Genomic DNA, 21737 nt, shown 5'->3' on the forward strand with positions numbered 1-21737 from the left:
AACAGACGGATTGAATAATCTTACCGACGCCATATTTTGATATCGAGATGAGGCAACAAGCTATAACGCTATGTTGTCATGTTGCGCTATCGATTTGCGTAATACGTGCAGTACTGATTGAAATTAGCGGCTGTTAATATCGAAGCTCGCCTCCTTTTGCTTACTTTTTTTGCTTTTGTCTTACAGGTCACCTTATGAGTCAACTTAATCCCAAACAACAAGAAGCGATGCTCTACGTATCTGGTCCATTGCTTGTGCTAGCAGGTGCCGGCTCTGGTAAGACATCGGTGATTACCCGTAAAATTGCCTATCTGATTGAAGAATGCAACATGCCAGCCGAGCGCATTACCGCGGTGACCTTTACCAATAAAGCGGCGCGCGAGATGAAAGCCCGGGTCAGTAAATTGCTGCCAAGTGAAAAAACTCGCGGGCTGACAGTGTCTACCTTTCACCAATTTGGGCTACAGTTTTTACGTTATGAACTGACTCATACGCCGCTTAAAGGTAACTTCTCCATCATGGACAGCGACGACAGCAAACGTCTGCTGATGGAGCTGATGATGCGTGACAATTTAAGCGGTGCGGAAAGTCGTGAGTTGGTCGGCAAAGCGATAAAAATGATTTCTGATTGGAAAAACGATCTGATTGAGCCGGACAAGGCGATGGAAACTTTGGACGATCCAGAAGATATGATTTTTGCCACCCTTTATGCTTTATATGAACGCAATCTGCGTGCTTATAATGCTGTTGATTTTGACGATTTGATTGTATTACCGACCAAAATACTGCGTGAAAACAGAGAGCTGCGCGACAAATGGCAAAATCGTATTCGTTACTTGCTCGTCGATGAGTATCAAGATACCAATACCGCACAGTACGAAATGATCAAATATCTGGTCGGACCACAAGGGCGTTTTACCGTGGTTGGTGACGATGACCAGTCTATCTATGCATGGCGCGGCGCTAAGCCTGAAAACATGGCGCTGCTAAAAGAAGATTTCCCGAAGTTAAAAATTGTCATGCTTGAGCAAAATTATCGCTCGACCACGCGTATTTTGACCTCTGCCAACGCCGTCATTATGAATAACGAACATTTATTTGAAAAGAAGCTGTGGTCAGATAAAGGTCAAGGCGAAAAAATTCGCATTATTAATTGCCGTAATGACGACGATGAGTCTGAGCGCGTGGCAAAAGAAATTGTTACCCACAAGCTGCGTTTTGGCAATGAGTGGGAACAGTATGCCGTTCTATATCGCAGTAACTTTCAGGCACGCATGCTAGAGGCGCAATTGCGTCAACTGCAAGTGCCCTATAAATTGTCTGGTGGTCAGTCGTTCTTTGCCCGTAGCGAAATAAAAGACATCATGGGCTACCTGCGTTTGATTCTCAACCCAGAAGATGACAGTGCGTTTTTGCGCATTATTAATACGCCCAAGCGCGGTATGGGACCAGCAACGCTAGAAAAACTAGGTTTATTTTCGCAAGAACATAGCATCTCGCTATTGGCCTCTTGTACGCATGCGGGTCTCAGTCATGTGTTGCCGTCTAAAGCCTATGGCACCATAAAAGAGTTTGGTGAATTCATCGAGCATTATACCCGTGAGCTAGATCAGCATCCTGATCCTGTGCCTATCGTGCGCCAAATGATTGACGAGACGGGTTATATCGACTTTGTCCGTAGCGACTCAAAAACGCCACAACAAGAAAAAAACCGTATCGATAATATCGACATGCTTTATACCAGTATTCAATCGCTGATTAATCGCGCCGAAGAAGATGAAGACCGTACCATTGATACCATCATTCGTAAGCTGGTATTGCTCGATATGCTTGAGCAGCAGCAAGAAGAAGAAAATACCAATAAAGTGAACCTCATGACCTTACATGCGGCAAAAGGTTTGGAGTTTGATTTTGTTTATATCATGGGGCTTGAGGAAGAAATGCTACCGCACCGCAACTCTATTCTTAGCGAGACGGTCGAAGAAGAGCGTCGTTTAATGTACGTGGGCATTACCCGCGCCCGTCGTGAGCTGACATTGACGCTTGCCACCCAACGCCGAGCAGGCGGTCAGATGCGCGTCACGTCTGAATCACGCTTTTTAGATGAGTTACCAGAAGATCATATCGACTGGCCAGCCAAAGCGAAAAAGAAAAAGGCCAGCAAAGATCCTGAAAAAGTTGCTGATGAATACTTGGCCAATATTCGTGCTTTATTAGGTAATCGTTAAGTTTAAAACTTAAGCGATATCATGCTTACCGCTCTTTACATGAGCGGTAAACTCAATTTTTATATTAATACCTTTGAAAAATTTGGAACCTTTATGCCCACCTCGACGCCGAATGCTGAACGACTATCGATACGACAGGGAGACTATAATCCGGCGGAATCTAACGGCGAATATAAGCTACTGTATTTGCAAGAGTTGGTCGCGAATAAAGCCTATGAGACTATTACCGAGTTTTTAGCAAAGCAATCAGAGTATGAGATTGCCAGCTTATTAAAGTCGTTTCCTAGTCAAAATCGCTTATTGATTTGGGCACAAGTACCAGAAAACATTAAGGGTGAAGTGCTTGCTGAGCTAGAGTTTGATACGCGCCAGCCATTGATGGAAAATATCTCCTCAAAAGAGATATCGCTTTTTACCCAAGACCTTGATGCGCAAGATATCTCCGAGATTTTAGATACCGTTACCGAAAGTGTGCGTACCTCGGTGATGGCGACTTTGGATGAAGATATCCGCATTCAGGTTAATAAGCTTGATACCTATGCCGACTGGGAAGTTGGTAGTTATATGGATCCTGATCTTATTCAGGTTAGGGACGATATTACGCTAGCGGAAGTACAAAACTGGCTGCGAGAAAACGACGACTTGCTCGATGACGAAAGCCAAGAGCTATTGGTCGTCGACCAAAGCCAGCAATTACTCGGGCTACTAAGTTTGGTCGATTTGATTAAACATGACCAACGTACCCTAGTATCGGCATTAATTGATGCGGCCATTACCATTAATGACCGCTTAGACATTCAAGATGCGGCAGCGATTTTCCGTTCAGAAGACATTCGCTTTGCCCCTGTGATTAACAGTCATGGCGAGCTGGTCGGACAGTTAAATGGTGAAGATATCATGGAGATTATCCAAGATGATGTCGATAGCACCATGAAAAACCTTGCTGGTGTCAGCCAAGATGAAGAGCTGTTTGCACCTATTTTGACCAGTGCTAAGAGCCGTAGTATTTGGCTAGGTATTAATTTATGCACCGCGCTGTTAGCTGCCGCAGTGATCGGCCAGTTTGAAGCGGTACTGGCGAAAGTAGTGGCGCTAGCGATATTGATGCCAGTGGTTGCCAGTATGGGCGGTATTGCAGGCTCACAGACGCTGACGGTGGTCATTCGCGGTATGGCGATGGGTCAAATCGGTGGTTCAAACCGCCTATGGTTATTAAATAAAGAGCTGTGGGTTGGGGCGATAAACGGTATCATATGGGCGATAATCATGGCGTTTATTGCCCAATTGTGGTTTCATGACATTAAAATCAGTGCTGTCATTGGGCTTGCTATCGCGATTAATATGACCGCCGCCAACGTTTCAGGCATCAGTATTCCGCTAATGCTCAAACATATGAATATCGACCCTGCGCTATCCGCCTCGGTGATTTTGACTACTGTGACCGATATTGTCGGCTTTATGTCGTTTTTGGGCTTGGCGAGCGTGTTGATTCTTTAGTCAATCGCCTATGAAAATCTGAAAACTAAAAGTTAACAATCAGCAGCTATTTATAAAAATAGTTGTTGTTAAGCATTTAAAACCTAAAAGTTAAAAATGTGTTTCATTCTGTTTACAACACCATTACATCGTTAAGTGAGTGCGTTATGCAAGCTGTACAAGTTAAAGTATTAAACCCTAAAATTACTGAAGATAAAGCGTTCTCGCTACCGACACGTGCAACCGATGGCAGCGCAGGTATCGACTTGCGTGCCTGCATTGATGAGCCATTGACGATTAAAGCCGGTGCGACGCTTTTGATTGGCACCGGACTTGCGGTTTATATTCAAGACCCTAATTTTGCTGGCATGATTTTACCGCGCTCAGGTCTCGGTCATAAGCACGGTATCGTCTTGGGTAACTTGGTTGGCTTAATTGATGCCGATTATCAAGGTGAGCTGATGGTCAGTATTTGGAATCGCAGCAATGAAGATTTTGTCTTAAACCCTGCTGAGCGTATGGCGCAATATGTGGTTGTACCGGTTGCTCGTCCTGAGTTTGAAGTGGTGGCAGAATTTAGTGATACCAGCGCGCGCGGTGCTGGTGGTTTTGGGCACTCTGGTCGTCAGTAGTCCGTACTGATTTAACAATCATGATAACTTAACAATCACGACAATAAGGAGAGTAAGCGATGCCGTCTTTTGCTGCGCAGCAATCCTTATTTCGTGCTTATGATATTCGTGGTTCGCGCCAGCATTTTACCAATGATTTTATTCACGCATTGGGGCACGCTTTTGCTCATCTTTATCAACTTCAGCAAAAAACCAATAACGAAAATAATAGCCAAAGCGCTAACGAAAAAACCATCGTTGTCATTGGTTATGATGTGCGCTGTGATAGCGATACCATTGCGCAGGCACTTGCTCATATTTTGTCTCAGCAAGGTATACAAGTCATTCAACTGGGCTTAGTGACCACGCCCATGATGATTTTTTGGGCGGAGCAATATCAGGGACATGGCATTATTATCACTGCCAGCCATTCCGCTAAAGACATTTTAGGGGTTAAATGGTTAGTCAATCATATCTCGCCTAGCAGCGCAGATATTCAAGTTCTCTATCGTCAGCTGACTAGCTACGATACGCAAAACCCGTTTTTGGACAGCATTGCTAAGCCCGTTTATCATAAACAGCAGCATTTACCTGCTAAGCAAGTTGCAAGCGCTTATATCGACGCTATTACAAAAGTTTTTAAGCAAATTTATCAACATAATAATCAGCCTCTTAATCAGACCGCAGAAGATAGTCACCTACTCTTCTCCAAGCTTGATTTGGTGGTGGTCATTGACTGTATGCACGGCGCGACTAGCAATATTGCTAAGCCTTTATTTACGCATTTTTGTCAGCAGGTCATTGCACTTAATGATACGCCAGACGGTGACTTTCCTGCCGGCAATCCGGACCCGACTGAGCCGCAGCGTCTTAAGCAGTTGCAGCAAAGCGTACTTCTGCATCAAGCAGATATAGGTATCGCCTTTGATGGTGATGGCGATCGGTTAATGGTGGTTGATAATCAGGGCAAAGTTGTTACTCCTGACCATCTGCTTTATCTGTTGGCAACGGTAGCTGTCAATCAGCGCCCTCAGCCGTTAAAGAAATCATTATCAAACGCTCAAGTACTCTTTGATATTAAATGCTGCCATCATTTACCAAAGCTTATTGCTGAGCTTGGCGCAACGCCTGTGATTAGTAAAACAGGTAGCAGCTTAATGCGGCAACAAATGCAGCAGTCTGACGGTCAAATCATCTTTGCCGGCGAGTTATCTGGGCACTTCATTTTTAATGATAGCTACTTTATTCTTTATGATGATGCCATGTATGCCGCGTTACGACTGCTCCATTGGTTAGCTAAACCAATGCCTACTAAGCCAAATTGTGCAATAAACTTAGCTGGTATTATTGATGCTTTACCCATTATCGTCAGTACAGCTGACCATTATTTACCGCTAACAGAAACAGCTCTTACCGACTGTTCCATCGTGCAGCAACTGGCAAGATTCTGCCAGTATTTACAGCAATTGGTTCATGCGACATCAGCTGCTTTTATTACCCAACCTGACCAACAAGCAATCATTAGCTGTGCGCCATCGATTTGTACCTGTTCTGCTAAAAACCAATATACCACTTTAGAGCAGGCGCAAAAATTATTACCAGTGGGCACCAAGCTCAGCTGTATCGATGGGGTACGTTTGGATTTCGCGCGCGGGTTTGGCGTATTACGTCAATCAAATACCAGTCAAAATCTGACCGTGCGCTTCGCCGGTGATAGCATCGCCGATCTTACCGATATTCAAACAAGGTTCGCCGCTTTATGCCGCCCATTTAACGAGCATTTAGCCACGCAAATTTTGGCTATTGTTGCTGAGTAAATGTCATTTAACTGATTGTTTACCTTTTATTTTATTAGAGAACGTCTTATTAGAGAACGCCACACAGAAACAGAAACCCTCAATTAATCCACCGCTTACCCCTGTCTTTTAGGAGCTTGTCATGACGCTTAATTTGGATGAAGCCAAAATTACCGCAGAAGTATTAACCACGGCGCTGCCTTATATTCAACGCTTTGTTGATAAGCTCATCGTTGTCAAATACGGCGGCAATGCCATGACCGACCCTGCGCTTGAAAGCTCATTTGCCCGTGATATCGTCTTATTAAAAACCGTCGGTATGCATCCTGTGGTCGTACATGGCGGTGGTCCACAAGTTGATAATCTGTTAAAAGAGCTTGGTCGTCAATCTGATCGTATCGACGGTATGCGCGTGACCGACAAAAGCACGATGGATATCGTTGAGATGGTGCTCGGCGGTAGCGTTAATAAGTCTATCGTTAGCTTAATCAATAAGCACGGTGGACGCGCGATTGGTCTGACGGGTAAAGACGCCAATTTAATCCTAGCTAAAAAGTTAATGATGGAAAAAATCGGCGCAGATGGTATTGCCGTACCCGTCGATTTGGGTTTCGTCGGTGATGTGGTCAGCGTCAATAAAGATGTGATTAATATGCTGATTGCCTCTGATTTTATCCCTGTTATCGCCCCTCTTGGCGTCGATGAAGAAGGCAATACTTATAATATCAACGCCGATTTGGTCGCGGGTAAGGTTGCAGAGTTTTTGCAGGCAGAAAAGCTCATGCTGTTGACCAATATTAAAGGGGTATTAGGGCGTGACGGTGAAGTCGTGACTGGATTAACGCCAAAGACAGTCGACAGCCTGATTGAAGATGGTACGATTTCAGGCGGTATGATTCCTAAGATTCAATGTGCGCTTGATGCGGTACGTAGCGGCGTAAAAAGTGCGGTTATCGTCGATGGTCGTGTCCCGCATGCCACGCTGTTGGAGATTTTTACCAATAAAGGGGTTGGTACCTTGATCAGTCGTGATTTAGACTTACTTAACGAATAGCTGTAATAGTTTATGAAAAAAGCCCGAACTTAGATACTAAGCTCGGGCTTTTTTATTTATCAAAGCTGCTTAATTTAGAATCGTTTAATAAGCGCAAAACTCTACGTTACTATGGCTACTGTTGCCATATACTTTCATGTGGTGATTGCCTTTTCGCTGGGTGATATAAGAGTTTTCATTTTCATAGCGATCGCCGCTCAAACGCCCATCTGGCCCTGAGACATAAGCGACACTGATTTGGTCGTCACCGACGTTACGAATCACTAAGTTTTGATCAGGCAGTAACCATAAACGAAATACTTTGCCGTTTTTGAGATTGCCACTAAAATTACCGCAATAGCTGTCTTTAGCAAAGGTGATTTTGGTTGACGTATCAGCAGCTTGCGCGGTGATAGTTAATAAAGGCGCTAACGCAAACGCTGATATCAATATTAATTTTCTCATAATCTTATCCTCGTCCGTGAACATAATGAGCCAGCAAACTTAATTCTAATAATAATTTATAAATTACCAAACTGATAGCTTTTTTATGAGCACTTATTTATAAAAAAGCCGCCTCAAACGCAGCTTCATCAAAACCACATAATAGTATCGGCTGACCATTATTTTTATCTGCCAGCTGTCCTTCAACTATTGGGCGTTTAATCATACTGGTATTTTCTATCAGCAAATCGATAGCGTTATTGAGGTTTTCATCAGCGGCTTGTTTTTGCTCATCAGTCAGCTTACGCCATGTCGTACCACGCTTATTCAATACTTTATCAATACCTAGCTCATCCACCCAACGCTGTACGCTATCTTTATCAATGCCTTGTTTTTTATAGTCATGAAAGTCATAGCTAACGCCCAGCGCATCAAGCTTAGTAAAAGCTTTTTTCATCGTGCCACAAGATTTGATACCGTAAATAGTGATGGTCATAAAAACTCCAAATCAATTATCATTATTTTGTTTATTATACCTAACTGACATCAGCATTTGGTTTATGACGACGAAAACATTCATAAGCGTATTCACTTTGCAGATTTATCGCCTTTACGATGAGCAAACACCCCATCATATCGTCGCAATTTTTGCCAAATTACGCTATGCTATGGCATTGTAAAATTTTACCCAATTTATCTGTAACAACCTATTCCGAGCCAACTATGAGCAACGCCGTGACAGCAGAAACTGCTAATACTACCCATACCAATAATACTTCTATCGATAACGCCCAGTATCAGCCGCAACTTATTGAAGCGGCGCAACAAGCCAAATGGGCAACGGACAAGCGTTTTGAAGTAAGTAATGAGCCAAGCGACAAGCCAAGTCGCTATATGCTGTCGATGTTCCCTTACCCAAGCGGTAAGCTGCATATGGGTCACGTGCGTAACTATACTATCTCTGATGTCCTGAGCCGTTATTATCGCCTAAAAGGCTATGAGGTCATGCAGCCAATGGGTTGGGATGGTTTTGGCCTACCAGCAGAAAACGCGGCGATTGCCAATCAGACGCCGCCTGCCGAATGGACGTTTGCCAATATTGACAGTATGCGCGCGCAGCTTAAATTGCTTGGTTTGTCTATTGATTGGTCACGTGAATTTGCAACCTGTAGCCCTGAGTATTATCAATGGGAGCAGTGGTTGTTTTTGCAGTTATACAAAAAAGGCTTGGTTTATAAAAAGCTTGCCACCGTTAACTGGGATCCAGTCGACAATACCGTATTAGCCAATGAGCAAGTCATCGATGGTAAAGGCTGGCGTAGTGGCGCGGCGGTCGAAAAGCGCGATATCCCAATGTATTACTTTAACATCACCGATTATGCTGATGAGCTGCTTGATGATTTAGACCAGTTAGAAGGTCACTGGCCATCTGAAGTGCTAACCATGCAGCGTAACTGGATTGGTCGTAGTGCCGGCATGGAAGTCCATTTCCCTTATGAGCTGGCTGGCGAAACCAATACGTTAGATGTGTTCACGACCCGTCCTGATACTTTGATGGGTGTGACTTATGTCGCAGTCGCTGCCGAGCATCCGTTGGCACAATACGCATCTGAACAAAATGAAGCGATTGCCCAATTCTGTGCCCTTTGCAAAAAAGGCTCAGTTGCAGAAGCAGACTTGGCTAAAGCTGAAAAAATCGGTATGGATACGGGTCTTACCGTAACGCATCCCTTAACGGGCGAAGAAGTGCCAGTATGGGTTGCCAACTATGTACTGATGAGCTATGGCTCAGGTGCGGTGATGGCGGTTCCTGCTCATGATGAGCGCGATTACGAGTTTGCGACCAAATACAATCTACCTATTAAACAAGTGATTGACATTCCTGCTGGCTTTCTTGATAAGGTAGAAGAAGACGCCAAAGCGAATGATACTGAGAGCAATCGTGCTTATACCGAACGCAATACCTTAGTCAATTCAGCTGAATTTGACGGCATGAATTTTGACCAAGCGTTTGAAGCCATGCTAGCTAAGCTTGAGCCACAATCTCTTGCTAAGAAAAAAATCCAATACCGTCTACGCGATTGGGGTGTCTCACGCCAGCGTTATTGGGGCTGCCCTATCCCAATGGTCAACTGTGAGCATTGCGGTACGGTACCAGTTGAAGAGCAAGACTTACCAGTGGTCCTACCAACTGACGTCGTCCCTGACGGTCGCGGTAATCCACTAAAAAATCTCCCAGAATTTGTCAATACCACTTGTCCTAAATGTGGCAATCCTGCTGAGCGTGAAACCGATACCTTTGATACCTTTGTAGAGTCGAGCTGGTACTATGCACGCTTTGCCAGCCCACACGATACGACCAATATGGTCAATAAGTCTGCTGCCAATAAATGGCTGCCGGTTGACCAATATATCGGCGGTGTCGAGCATGCGGTTATGCATCTGCTTTATGCACGCTTCTTCCATAAATTGATGCGTGATGAAAACTTGGTATCAGGCGATGAACCGTTTGCCAATTTGATGACTCAAGGTATGGTACTTGCTGGTACGTTCTACCGCGTGAATAGCGATGGCAGTACCACTTATTACTTTACCGAAGACATCGATATTGACTTTAACGAGCGTGGTCAGCCGATTAAAGCCATTTTAAAATCAGACGGTCAGCCAGTTACGATTGGTAAAATCGAAAAGATGTCAAAGTCGAAAAATAACGGTGTCGATCCTCAGATTACCATTGATAAATATGGCGCAGACACTGTGCGCCTTTATACCTTATTTACTGCGCCTGCCGACCAAACGCTAGAATGGTCAGACGATGCGTTAAAAGGTCCTTATAACTTTGTGAAAAAAGTATGGCGCATTGCGACCGAGCATATGCAGGCACTTGCCGACGCAAATTTAAATCTTGATACGCTAAATAATGAAGCATTAAATACGGATAACTTAAGCAAAGAAGCGAAAGCCCTACGCCGTAAGACCCATGAAACGATTGGCAAAATTGATAGTGATTTGGGTAAACGTTTAGCACTTAATACGCCAGTTTCTAGCCTGATGGAACTTGCTAACGAGCTGAGTAACTTTAAAGCAAACAGTGAGCAAGACCTGCAAGTACAGCATGAAGCACTGATTGATTTATTGATTATCCTATCGGTATACGCGCCGCACATCGGTGAGCATTTGCTTGAGCAGTTAGGAATGGATACCGTCACCCTAAACTATCCAGAAGTCGATGCAAGCGCTCTAGTGCAAGACATGATTACTATGGTGGTGCAGGTTAACGGTAAAATGCGCGGTAAAATGGATGTCGCGCCTAATAGCGATCCTGAGCAGCTGAAAGCGCAAGCAAAAGAGCTTGAAGGTGTGGCAAAATTCCTTACAGGCGAGATTAAAAAAGAAATCGTCGTACCGAACAAACTGGTTAATATTGTGGTTGCAGGCTAGACCTTTTCAACGTTATGTTTTCAATCACTGGGTTTTTAGACGTTGCGCTTTTAAATGCAGCGTTTTCAAACCTAGGGTTTTTAAACCCAGTATTTTTAGACATTGCGTTTTAGGTCTTCTTATCAAAATAAGGATAGCGATTATGTCGTATAAACACCGAGCTTTGCAGGCACATCAAGCAAAATCAGACGGACAAAGCAGCATGATTCGTAAATCAGGCACCCAAAAACTGGTAACAGCGTTACTGACTGCTTTGCCAATGTTTGCGGTATTGGGTGCAGGTGCCAGTCTCAGTGGTTGCGGTTTTCAGCTACGCGGCTATGATGCACCCATGCTATTTGATGTTGCTAAGACAGCGGTAATTATCGAAGACAATCGCACCTCATTTCCGTTGAAACTCCCCCTAACACGGCGTCTACAATCATTGGGTGTTGAGGTTATTGATAATATGACCTTGGCTGATGTGGCTAGCAATAACCAAAAAGCGGGCGCAGAAAGCATTGCAGCCATTACGGTTAATAATGTCCGTTTTAAGCGTTATGAGCTGGTTGGTGTCTTGACAGAGATTCGCTTGGTAATGTCAGCTGATGTCAGCTATCAAAGCGTAGAGAATGGCAAACCTGTGACACTGACCAACCCTATCCAAGTTGAGCGCAGCTATCAATATAATGAGGCATCGGTGAGTACCGATGATCAGCAAGGCGAGCAAATTCGTGATTGGCTTTACGACAGCTTAGCACGCCGAATTACGGACCAATATGTGGCGATTGCGCTGCCTAAGATTGCCCCTAATAGCGCCAAACCAGCTATGCAAAATGGTAAAGGTTCAGCATCTACTGCTGTTATCGTACCGCAATCTTAATGTTAGTTTCTTCATTTTTAAACGTTCATTTTTTAAACACTTCTTTATTTAAAGTACTTTTTTAAATAAAGACAGCTTTACTCCCCTACTCATAACCTTGTGTCCTTCTTCGTCTATGCAAGATACTTTTATACAAGCTTATCCAAAACTACTACAGCCCTCCGTTGCAGTAGCAGGCTTGTGGTTGGCGCACGGTGATGAGCCTTTACTCAGTCAATGGCTTATCGATGCGCTGCGTCCGCATTGGCGCGCGCAGAATTACGCCATTAAACGTATCGAGCTGGTGTCAGTTAAGAGCTGGCAAGAAGTGTTATCAGAGCTTGGCAGTCAGTCTTTATTCGATGATGCTAGTGCGCTTATCGTGACGGGCAATCATAAACCTGATAAAGCCGTTATTGCCGAGTTAGAACGTTTTGCCGTCGATGCACAGACAGGTGCTCATAGTCATAGCTTGTTATGGCTCACGCCAAAGCAAGATAAACGCGCCCAAACCAGCAAATGGTTTGCGCCATTTGCACAATATGGTCACGTTATTGACTGCAATTTGTATAACGAGCAACAACGTCAGCAGTTATTGCAAATACAAGCCCAGCAGTTTGGCTTAACATTGTCGCAAGAAGCTTGGCAGCTACTGATGTCACATACCGAGCATCATTTGCTCAGTGCTTATCAAACTTTATGGCGGCTATCGTATTTATTTGCGCCGCAATTGATGGCAAATAGTGACATTGACAGTCCTAGTAACAGTGACAGTCCTAATAGCAATAGCCACAGTGCAAATCTTGATAATAGTTCTAGCCAGCCTGTGACAAACGTGGCATTAGATATTAATGACTTGCAAGCGGCATTGGTTAGCGATGCCCAGTTCAGTGTATTTGATTTATCCGATGCGATGCTTGCTGGCAATAGCGTCCAAGTTGCTAAAATTATATTTCAGCTTAAAGCGACTGATGAGCCAACCACCTTAGTTTTATGGTCAATTAGTAAAGACATGCGGCAGATTATGCAGTTAATGGATGGACAAGACCCGCAAGCGCTTGGCATTTGGCGTAGTAAGCAAGGCTTATACCAGCAAGCATGCCGCCGCCACTCAAAAGCTCAAACTGCTGCATGGCCTGCTCTGCTTTATAAGTGTGATCAAGCGATTAAAGGCTTGGTGCGCCAGCCAGCGTGGGAGTTATTACTGCAAGCAGCGCTTGAGCTATCAGGGCAGCGTTTATTCAAGACGCCATAATTTATTAAAGATAAAACATCACGTTTTCTTACTTAGCCCTTTTCATAGGGTTATTTTTTGTCTGCAATTTGTCGCATTATTACTACCACGGTTTTCTCTCTTAACGTTTCGCAAACTAATTGCCATTCCCTTTTGTCCAGCAAGCCTCTACTATAGCTACACTTGATTTAACTGTGATTGGATTGTTGTCATGCGCAAAATGAGCAAAAAGTCTGCTATCAAATGGGGTATTGTTGCCCTGGTCATCATAGCTTTAGGGGCTTTGGCCTATAAAACCTTTAAACCAAAAGAAACCACACCCAACTATCTAACAGCGACCGCTGAGATTGGCGATATCGAAAATAACGTCATGGCCTCCGGTAAAGTTAAGGCGTTAAATACCGTCGATGTTGGTGCTCAGGTATCGGGTGAGGTGACGCGGCTGTTTGTTGAAGTCGGTGATGAAGTGCAAAAAGGCGATTTAATTGCGCAGATTGATCAGGTTACCCAAAAGAATAATTTAAGTAATGAGCAAGCGAGCCTTGAGCAAAGTGAAGCGGCGCTACAGAGTGCCCGTGCCGAGTCGCTAAGCCGTCAAGCAAGCCTAAAAAGTGCGCAAGCAGATCTTGCCAGCCGTCAAGCTGAGCTCAGACAAGCACAAGCAGATTTCTCGCGCCTACAAGGCTTACTGGCTATCGATGCGATCTCGCAGCAGGATTATGATACGCAAGCGACAAAGGTTGCCACCGCTCAGGCATCGGTCGCTAATGCCCGCGCTGCCATTGAGACGGCAAAAGCCGCAATAGCGACTACCGAGGCGAATATCAATAGCCAACAGGCTGCATTACGTAAATCTCAAACCAACGTTAGCACCGCGCAGGAAGATTTAAGCTATACCACCATTCGCGCGCCAATGTCAGGGACGGTAGTCTCGGTGACCACTGAGCAAGGGACGACGGTCAACGCCAACCAAACCGCGCCAACAATCGTTACCTTAGCCGATTTGTCGACCGTGCGTATCAATGCGCAAATCTCTGAAGCCGACGTCATTAACGTCAAAGCAGGCTTGCCTGTCTATTTTAATATCATCGGTAATCCCGACCAAAAGTATGATGCCACCCTTAAAGCCATTGAACCGGCTCCTGAGAAAATCAGCGATACCAGCTCGACCGATGCCGCCATCTATTACGTCGGTTATATCGAAGTGCCCAATACCGAGCGCCGCTTTCGCATCGATATGACCTCGCAAGTCTATATCGTTATTAATCAAGCAAAAGACGCGCTACTTATCCCCTCTGCTGCTCTGCAGCCTGCCGGTAAATCTAAAAAATCCAGCAAGGCTAAAAAAGAGTCACTCACTGCTAATAATACTGCCAACAAGAATGCTAACAATGACTCGGCTGCAACTATGGCCATGGTGCGTGTACTTAAAGCCGATGGCAAAGTGGTCGAGCAAACCGTCAAAGTCGGTATCAATAACCGCGTCAATGCTGAAATCTTAAGCGGTCTTAATAAAGGCGATGAGGTTATATTAAGCGAAGAAGGACCGGATAGTGGCAAAGGCAGTAAAGGTAGCAGAGGCGGACGACCGTTTTAATATTTAAAAGGTGATAGAGAACCGCTTTAAATAAAATCGTCGCTAGCAAAACATCAGCTTTGGCTTTGATAATGACTTGAGATTTGAGATAAGCAGGATAGAAAATGAGCAACCAAGACCCGACTTCTAATGTAACTGATACGCCGTTGATGGAAGTCAAAGGACTGATTAGAGAGTTCAAAGCTGGCGAGCAGACCATTCGCGTCTTGCATGATATCAATTTGACCATCAATCAAGGCGAAATGGTCGCTATCATCGGGCAATCAGGCTCAGGTAAATCAACTTTGATGAATATCTTGGGCTGCTTAGATCAAGCGACTGCTGGCGATTATAAAATATTTGGTCAATCGGTCAGCCGCCTAGATGCAGATGAGCTGGCAAAACTACGCCGTGAACACTTTGGTTTTATTTTTCAGCGCTATCATTTATTGGGCGATATCAACGCCCGCGACAACGTATCTGTACCGGCTGTTTACGCAGGGATGGATGGACAAGCGCGTAGTGACCGTGCCGAAAAGCTATTGTCAGATTTAGGATTGGCGGACAAGGTGAATAATCGTCCAAGCCAGCTCTCAGGTGGTCAGCAGCAGCGTGTTTCTATCGCAAGGGCGCTGATGAATGGCGGCGATATCATCTTAGCCGATGAGCCAACAGGCGCTTTAGATAGCAAATCCGGTGAAGATGTCGTACAAATTCTCAAAGATTTAAACGCGCAAGGTCATACCATTATTATGGTCACCCACGACCCTAGCCTTGCCGCCCAAGCTGAACGCGTCATTGAAATCAAAGACGGTTATATTATCGCTGATTATAAAAATGAAGATTATAAGCAAGCAGAAGCCCAGCCAGCGGCAATGATAGATAAGCACCGTAAAAGCGCCTTTAGCAGCTTTATCGACCGCTTATTTGAAGCCTTCAAAATGTCCTTGCTTGCCATGCGCGCCCATAAAATGCGCACGTTATTGACGATGTTAGGGATTATCATTGGTATTGCTTCGGTGGTATCAGTTGTTGGCCTTGGCAAAGGCTCTCAAGCGCAGATATTGTCCAATATCAGCTCCTTAGGTACTAATACCATTACTGTTACCGACGGCTATCCCTACGGCGATCCTAGGCGGCAGTACAACGATGACAATCTAACCCCACAAGATGCCCAAGCGGTCGCTGACCAACCTTATGTGGTCAGTGTCAGCCCGCAGCTCAATAGCAATATGAACGTGCGCTATCGTAATATCCAAGAAGCCGCCAGTATCAGCGGCGTCGGTAAAGATTATCTTGATGTCAGCGGTGAAAAGCTGGCACTAGGTCAAGGCTTCGATGAGCAAAGTATCCTACGCCGCACCCAAGATATCATTATCGATGATAATGCCAATAAAACCTTTTTTCCTGACAATGCCAATCCGATTGGCGAAGTATTACTGATAGGTAGCGTTCCTGGGCGTGTGATTGGGGTTTTAGAGCCAAACGATGGTGGCTTTAGTCGCAGCGTTGATTCGCCTACGTTATATATGCCCTATACCACCATGATGTCGCGGCTGATAGGCAGTGCCTATATTGAGAGCTTTGTCGCACTGATTGATAATAACATCTCCTCTGCTGCCGCTGAGTCTGCCATCGCTGAGCTAATGACTAGCCGTCATGGCACCGATGATTTTCGCATACGTAACTCCGATTCTATTCGTCAAACCATTGAATCTACCACAGCTGCCATGACGTTATTAATATCTTCTATCGCTATTATCTCGTTAATTGTCGGTGGTATTGGCGTGATGAATATCATGCTAGTCTCCGTGACCGAGCGCACCAATGAGATTGGTGTCCGCATGGCCGTCGGTGCCCGTCAAAGCGATATCATGCAGCAGTTTCTGATTGAAGCCGTTTTAGTCTGTATTTTAGGGGGCTTATTGGGTATCGGACTGGCATTTGCCATCGGTGAGCTGATTAACCGTGTCGGCGGTGATAGCTTTCAAGTCATCTACTCACCAACCTCTATTATTGCCGCCTTTGTATGCTCAACGCTGATTGGAGTTGTATTCGGCTTCTTACCGGCTCGCAATGCCGCCAAACTAGATCCAGTAGAAGCACTTTCTCGAGATTAAGATATTTTGAGCGCATTGATGAATACCACGTTTAATACTAACTTTTTAAAACCAGCTGTTTAAAACTAAGCATTCAAAACTTACGGCTTAAAACCTCGAATTGATAGGATTTAGGGTACTTCAAAAGCTATTAATCCTTAAATTTAAAAAAATATGATTAATTTGCACGGATTTGCACTTTTTTTAGCATTCGGGGTTGTAATTGTCATAATTATATATATAATGTGCTCTCACGTTTAGAGATACAAATAATCTAAACGGGTAAACAAGCTTATTGTCTCTTTTGATATTGATTCATGAATAGATAAAGAAATGAAGCTTTAAGACATTGTTTTTGATGTCTGGTTTTAATAAATTTCCCTTTAAGGAAATTTATCTTGCGAAGCTAAAATTGTCATGCAATTTTTTAACGCTTCTCAGGGCCGATAGCTCAGTTGGTAGAGCAGTTGACTTTTAATCAATTGGTCCCGCGTTCGAGTCGCGGTCGGCCCACCATCTTTAGTATTACCCTTATCATGTATGCTACCCTATCCGGTAGTAGCGTAATAAGTTTAAACGTTTTAAGAAGCTTTCTTTTAGAATGCTTTACAGAATTTACGAAAATGTAAATTCTCTTGCAGAGTTAAAAAAGCAGTGCTTTTTTTATACACTCTTCAGGGCCGATAGCTCAGTTGGTAGAGCAGTTGACTTTTAATCAATTGGTCCCGCGTTCGAGTCGCGGTCGGCCCACCATATTTAGAAAAGCCCAATCATTTAATGATTGGGCTTTTTTTTATGCTTTTTTTGGCTAAATCTTTTATTAAAGCTGTAGCTTATAACCTTAACATTCTTAATTTTTAACGTTTACGCTTACGAAGGCTAAAACCGTCATTTTGTCGCCAAAGCAATTTATGCTTAATGGTATCTTTAATGGTACGCCGATGCTTAGGCGCTTGAGCAATCAGCTTGTCAAAAGTGGCGGCATCAATAGCCAACTCACAACCATGCGCCATCATGACATTTGACGGTTTTAAATCTTTTACCTTTTGTAGCGACTGAATATAAACTTTAGGATCATAAATAGGGAATGGCGCGACAAATTTATGGCGCAGCTTGATGATTAAATCAGCGGTATACACCTGACGGCTTGGCAGATGAAACAAGGATAAATCACGATCCGTATGGCCGGGCGTTTCAAGTACTTGCCAATCGTCAAACTGGGGTATCGTGTCACTATCGCCAACCGTCAAATCAGGTTGCAGATGCGCGCTATACCACAGCCTTGTAATAGCACGCCCTTGCCGCTTGGCCACATAATGCGCTAAACCGATATCTACCAGATGCATAACTCGGCCGCCAACACCGCTGTACCACTGGGTTTCTTTCGCAGCAGAGACGATCAAGCAGCCTGTTGCCGTACGCAGTTTATGTGCGCCGCCCGCATGATCTGGATGCATATGGGTGACGACCACTACTTTTAAATCACTGATTGGGCGCTTAAGAGTATTTTTAATATAACCCAGCACCAGCGCCACATCAGGACGACAGCCGCCGTCTAATAGCATCAATTTATTTGGATAAACCGCGAGATAGCTACTTTGAATATAGCCGTCCAAGCGTACGATATGACATAAACTCATTTATCTTCCTTAACCGCTTTTCTGTCATTCCACTAGCAAACCAGTAACATACTAATAATATGTTTTATTCACTTTATGGCTAATAAAATGAAAATTCGTCCTTTAGTATAGCGCCCATCCCTTTAAAATAAATGACTTTGAGTGAACGCTTGTGACTAGAGATAAATAGTAGACCTCTTGCAAAAGTCATAAACCAAGCTCGAAATTAACGATACCAGCAAACAGCTTCATTCTAAGATCATAGCGCTGACGACGATTGCGATATTTGTGAGCCACTATTTTGAATCGTTTGATTAAGCCTATTTTGTGTTCAACCATAATACGGAATTTTGCCAGATACTGATTGGCTTGTTTGCAAAGGTCTAACAGCTGACCCCCACGAGGTTTTTTAAAGGGGGTGAAGGTTTGTTTATGTAACTTTGCAATGCCTTGATAGCCACTATCTGCTAGTAATTTAGCATTGTCAGGAAGCCAATCAGGACAAGTGTCTTTATAGAGCTTAAAATCGTGGATTGACCCTTTAGACGTTTGAATATCTAATATTAAACCGGTTTGCCAATGAACGATAACCTGCGCTTTTAAGGTGTGTTGTTTTTTCTTACCGCTGTAGTAGTCTCTTTGGTTTTTTTTGGACGCTCAATGGGGGTTTCGGTCGCATCGACGATGACGACTGACCAATTAATATTGTCATCAACTCTACTAGGGAGCTTTTTGGGCAATTCAAACTTACCTGAATCAACCAGTATGTCTTCTACTTTTCGAATAATACGGCTAGCAGAAGACTCATGAATACCAAAGTCCATACTGATGTGGTACAGCGTTCGGTATTCACGCCAATAAGTAAGGGCCAGTAATATTTGAGCCTCAAGACTAAGCACGCTTGGTCTACCTGATTTGGTCTTTTGGGTTTCATGCTGCTGCATGGCCTCAAGCATTTCATAAAAGGTCGCTTTATGAATACCTGTATAGCGTTTGAAGTCTGCGTTATTTTGTTCGAGTAGCTTATCTATGTTTGGCATGGTTCCTAGCCAATTATGGATGTATGAGTTATTGTAAGACCCTCTGCTACTTTTGCAAGAGGTCTAGTTTATATGGCTTTTATTGGACATTTAAAGCGCGGACATAATAAAAAACCCAGCACCTAGTTATTACTAACGGCTGAGTTTTTTATTATTAAAAGAGCTAACTATTAAGCTAAACTATCAATTAAGCCAAGTCACGCACTTTTGGCTCACGTTCCCATAGACGCGATTTGGCATTTTCGATAAAAGTATCGAGTTCAGCAAGTGGCGTGACAAAAGCATCTTTTTCAATTGGCAATTTGCTTAAGATAAACTCATCGGTCGCACCGCAATAAGCAATGGCTTTACAATGCGCATAAGCATCATTAAACCAATCGAGCGTGGCACTGTCTTTAGCCAGCTTCTTTGCTTGCTCAGGCATAATAATACTGACTACCGCATCAAACATCACTGACGGGCCACCAGCTACGCGCTCGTCGGCTTGTATGCGAGTATCATCGTCTAAAACTACCTCTTTACTTGGCGCAACGATTTTAACGCGAGCGCCCTCCGCTTTCGCCGCCTCTTCAAACTTCTTAATCTCACTGTGTTTTGAGCCTTCTGCGACTAAAATGCCAATTAAGCGACTTTTTAGGGTTTTAGGCGTCAAGCCAATCGTTTGTAATTTCTCAGAAGTCGCCATATCTTGTATCGGCGCAGCAGGCTCTGCCGCTTCTGGTAATTCCATGCCCAATACTTTTGCAACACGCTGTGCCAAATCTTCATCAATATTCAGCAAATGGCCGAGCATACGCGTACGAACATGGGCGGTATCTACTTTACCCAGCTCAAAGGCATAGGCTGAGGCGATATGCGCTTGCTCAGTTGGCGTTTGGCTAAGGTAGAACATACGCGGCTGGCTATAATGGTCAGCAAAGCTTTCAGCGCGCACGCGACCTTTGACGCCATCGTCTAGCTGCTCATGGAACGACTCAAAGCCTTTTTTAATACTTTCACGCGGCCTTGTTGGATCAAGGCTTTGTGGCTCATAAAGGACGCGAGTTTTTGGCACGTGCATCTGCATATGACCGTCTTGCTGATTATTAGCAAACGGACATTTCGGCGCGTTAATCGGAATTTGCGCAAAGTTTGGTGAGCCTAAACGTGACAGCTGCGTATCTAAATAACTAAACAGGCGACCTTGTAATAAAGGGTCGTTACTAAAGTCGATGCCCGGTGGCAGATGCGATGGACAGAATGCCACTTGCTCCGTTTCAGCAAAGAAGTTATCCGGATAGCGATTTAATACCATTTTACCTACGATACGTACCGGCACCATCTCTTCTGGAATCAGCTTGGTCGCATCTAAGTGGTCAAACGGGAACTCATTGGCTTCCTCTTCAGTAAATAGCTGGACGCCAAATTCCCACTCTGGATAATCGCCATTATTAATCGATTCAAATAAATCACGGCGATTATAATCGGGATCTGCGCCAGAGATTTTAACCGCTTCATCCCAAATCAGCGACTGTACGCCAAGTACCGGCTTCCAATGGAAACGCACAAAGGTGCTCTTGCCATCTTTATTGATAAAGCGATAGCTATGAATACCAAAGCCTTCCATCATCCCAAAACTACGCGGCAGCGCACGATCACTCATCAGCCAAATGACATTGTGCATGGTCTCAGGGCTAAGCGAGATAAAATCCCAAAAAGTATCATGGGCAGAGGCCGCTTGCGGGAAACCACGATCCGGCTCTGGTTTTACCGCATGAATCAAATCAGGGAATTTCATCGCATCTTGAATAAAGAAAATCGGCATATTGTTACCAACGATATCCCAGTTGCCCTCTTCAGTATAAATTTTCACCGCAAAACCACGTACATCACGCGGCGTATCTTTTGAACCTTTATTACCAGCAACCGTAGAAAAACGGGTAAATAATGGCGTCTGTTTACCTGTTTCAGTCAAAATCTTAGCAGTGGTAAATTCTTCTAACGATTCAGTCAATTCAAAATAACCATGGGCAGCACTACCGCGTGCATGAACGATACGCTCTGGAATACGTTCATGGTCGAAGTGATTAATTTTTTCGCGTAAGACAAAATCTTCTAATAGCGTCGGACCACGTGCGCTCGCCTTCAGGGAGTTTTGATTGTCAGAGATGACCACGCCTTGCTGGGTTGTCATCGCTTTAGTATCGCCATCGGCACGCTGATGGGTTTCACCGCCATGACCTCGTGTGGTATTCATATCTTTAGCGGGGTCGGTATGATCAATATTATTATTCATAAAATATCCTAGCTAGCTAATGAG

General features: G+C 44.2%; 15 protein-coding genes, 2 tRNA genes and 1 pseudogene. 12 read left to right on the forward strand and 6 right to left on the reverse strand.

What is annotated here, in order from left to right; all coding sequences use genetic code 11:
* Positions 1 to 194: 194 nt before the first annotated feature.
* The 5 genes from QJS82_RS08855 to argB all read left to right on the forward strand — a co-directional run bounded on the left by QJS82_RS08855 (position 195) and on the right by argB (position 7165).
* On the forward strand, positions 195 to 2228 hold the full coding sequence (locus QJS82_RS08855) for a UvrD-helicase domain-containing protein (RefSeq protein WP_281490249.1): 2034 nt from the start codon (positions 195 to 197) through the stop codon (positions 2226 to 2228).
* A 93-nt stretch (positions 2229 to 2321) separates the two neighbouring features.
* On the forward strand, positions 2322 to 3725 hold the full coding sequence (gene mgtE, locus QJS82_RS08860; protein WP_281490250.1) for a magnesium transporter: 1404 nt from the start codon (positions 2322 to 2324) through the stop codon (positions 3723 to 3725).
* A gap of 146 nt (positions 3726 to 3871) precedes the next feature.
* Positions 3872 to 4336, forward strand: coding sequence for a dUTP diphosphatase (gene dut / locus QJS82_RS08865; RefSeq protein WP_281490251.1), 465 nt, complete (start codon positions 3872 to 3874; stop codon positions 4334 to 4336).
* A 59-nt stretch (positions 4337 to 4395) separates the two neighbouring features.
* Entirely contained in the window at positions 4396 to 6132 is a 1737-nt protein-coding gene (locus QJS82_RS08870; RefSeq protein ID WP_281490252.1) for a phosphomannomutase/phosphoglucomutase, read from the forward strand.
* A gap of 121 nt (positions 6133 to 6253) precedes the next feature.
* The gene (gene argB, locus QJS82_RS08875) at positions 6254 to 7165 is read left to right on the forward strand and encodes an acetylglutamate kinase (RefSeq protein ID WP_201625626.1); all 912 of its coding nucleotides are present in this window, start codon (positions 6254 to 6256) and stop codon (positions 7163 to 7165) included.
* Positions 7166 to 7249: 84 nt separating this feature from the next.
* Here argB and QJS82_RS08880 read toward each other — a convergent pair whose 3' ends face one another.
* Both QJS82_RS08880 and QJS82_RS08885 read right to left on the reverse strand, forming a co-directional pair.
* Entirely contained in the window at positions 7250 to 7609 is a 360-nt protein-coding gene (locus QJS82_RS08880; protein ID WP_281490253.1) for a hypothetical protein, read from the reverse strand.
* Positions 7610 to 7706: 97 nt separating this feature from the next.
* Complete coding sequence (locus QJS82_RS08885; RefSeq protein WP_281490254.1) at positions 7707 to 8084, reverse strand: arsenate reductase; 378 nt, start codon at positions 8082 to 8084, stop codon at positions 7707 to 7709.
* A 227-nt stretch (positions 8085 to 8311) separates the two neighbouring features.
* Here QJS82_RS08885 and leuS point away from each other — a divergent pair, with 227 nt between their 5' ends.
* From leuS to QJS82_RS08920, 7 genes are all read left to right on the forward strand, one after another.
* Positions 8312 to 11029, forward strand: coding sequence for a leucine--tRNA ligase (leuS, locus tag QJS82_RS08890; RefSeq protein WP_438655942.1), 2718 nt, complete (start codon positions 8312 to 8314; stop codon positions 11027 to 11029).
* Between the two features lie 142 nt (positions 11030 to 11171).
* Positions 11172 to 11891, forward strand: a complete 720-nt coding sequence (locus tag QJS82_RS08895) for an LPS-assembly lipoprotein LptE (RefSeq protein WP_281490255.1) — start codon at positions 11172 to 11174, stop codon at positions 11889 to 11891.
* A gap of 115 nt (positions 11892 to 12006) precedes the next feature.
* A complete protein-coding gene (locus QJS82_RS08900) occupies positions 12007 to 13125 on the forward strand; it encodes a DNA polymerase III subunit delta (protein WP_281490256.1) in 1119 nt (372 codons plus the stop codon).
* A gap of 190 nt (positions 13126 to 13315) precedes the next feature.
* Complete coding sequence (locus tag QJS82_RS08905; protein WP_281490257.1) at positions 13316 to 14701, forward strand: permuted SH3 domain-containing protein; 1386 nt, start codon at positions 13316 to 13318, stop codon at positions 14699 to 14701.
* A 104-nt stretch (positions 14702 to 14805) separates the two neighbouring features.
* Entirely contained in the window at positions 14806 to 16800 is a 1995-nt protein-coding gene (locus tag QJS82_RS08910) for a MacB family efflux pump subunit (protein ID WP_281490258.1), read from the forward strand.
* 419 nt (positions 16801 to 17219) lie between these two features.
* Positions 17220 to 17295: transfer RNA gene (locus QJS82_RS08915), tRNA-Lys, on the forward strand.
* A 161-nt stretch (positions 17296 to 17456) separates the two neighbouring features.
* Positions 17457 to 17532, forward strand: a tRNA-Lys gene (locus QJS82_RS08920).
* 104 nt (positions 17533 to 17636) lie between these two features.
* Here QJS82_RS08920 and QJS82_RS08925 read toward each other — a convergent pair.
* The 4 genes and pseudogenes from QJS82_RS08925 to QJS82_RS08935 form a co-directional block, all read right to left on the reverse strand.
* Entirely contained in the window at positions 17637 to 18419 is a 783-nt protein-coding gene (locus tag QJS82_RS08925) for an MBL fold metallo-hydrolase (RefSeq protein ID WP_281490259.1), read from the reverse strand.
* Between the two features lie 186 nt (positions 18420 to 18605).
* Positions 18606 to 18989: pseudogene (locus QJS82_RS13765) on the reverse strand (transposase family protein); the annotation flags it as partial.
* 8 nt (positions 18990 to 18997) lie between these two features.
* The gene (locus tag QJS82_RS08930; RefSeq protein ID WP_281490260.1) at positions 18998 to 19438 is read right to left on the reverse strand and encodes a transposase family protein; all 441 of its coding nucleotides are present in this window, start codon (positions 19436 to 19438) and stop codon (positions 18998 to 19000) included.
* A gap of 187 nt (positions 19439 to 19625) precedes the next feature.
* A complete protein-coding gene (locus QJS82_RS08935; RefSeq protein ID WP_281490261.1) occupies positions 19626 to 21713 on the reverse strand; it encodes a catalase in 2088 nt (695 codons plus the stop codon).
* Positions 21714 to 21737: the final 24 nt, after the last annotated feature.

Origin of the sequence: Psychrobacter maritimus, from assembly GCF_029953575.1 — a bacterium.
In the GTDB taxonomy this organism is placed as follows: domain Bacteria; phylum Pseudomonadota; class Gammaproteobacteria; order Pseudomonadales; family Moraxellaceae; genus Psychrobacter; species Psychrobacter maritimus.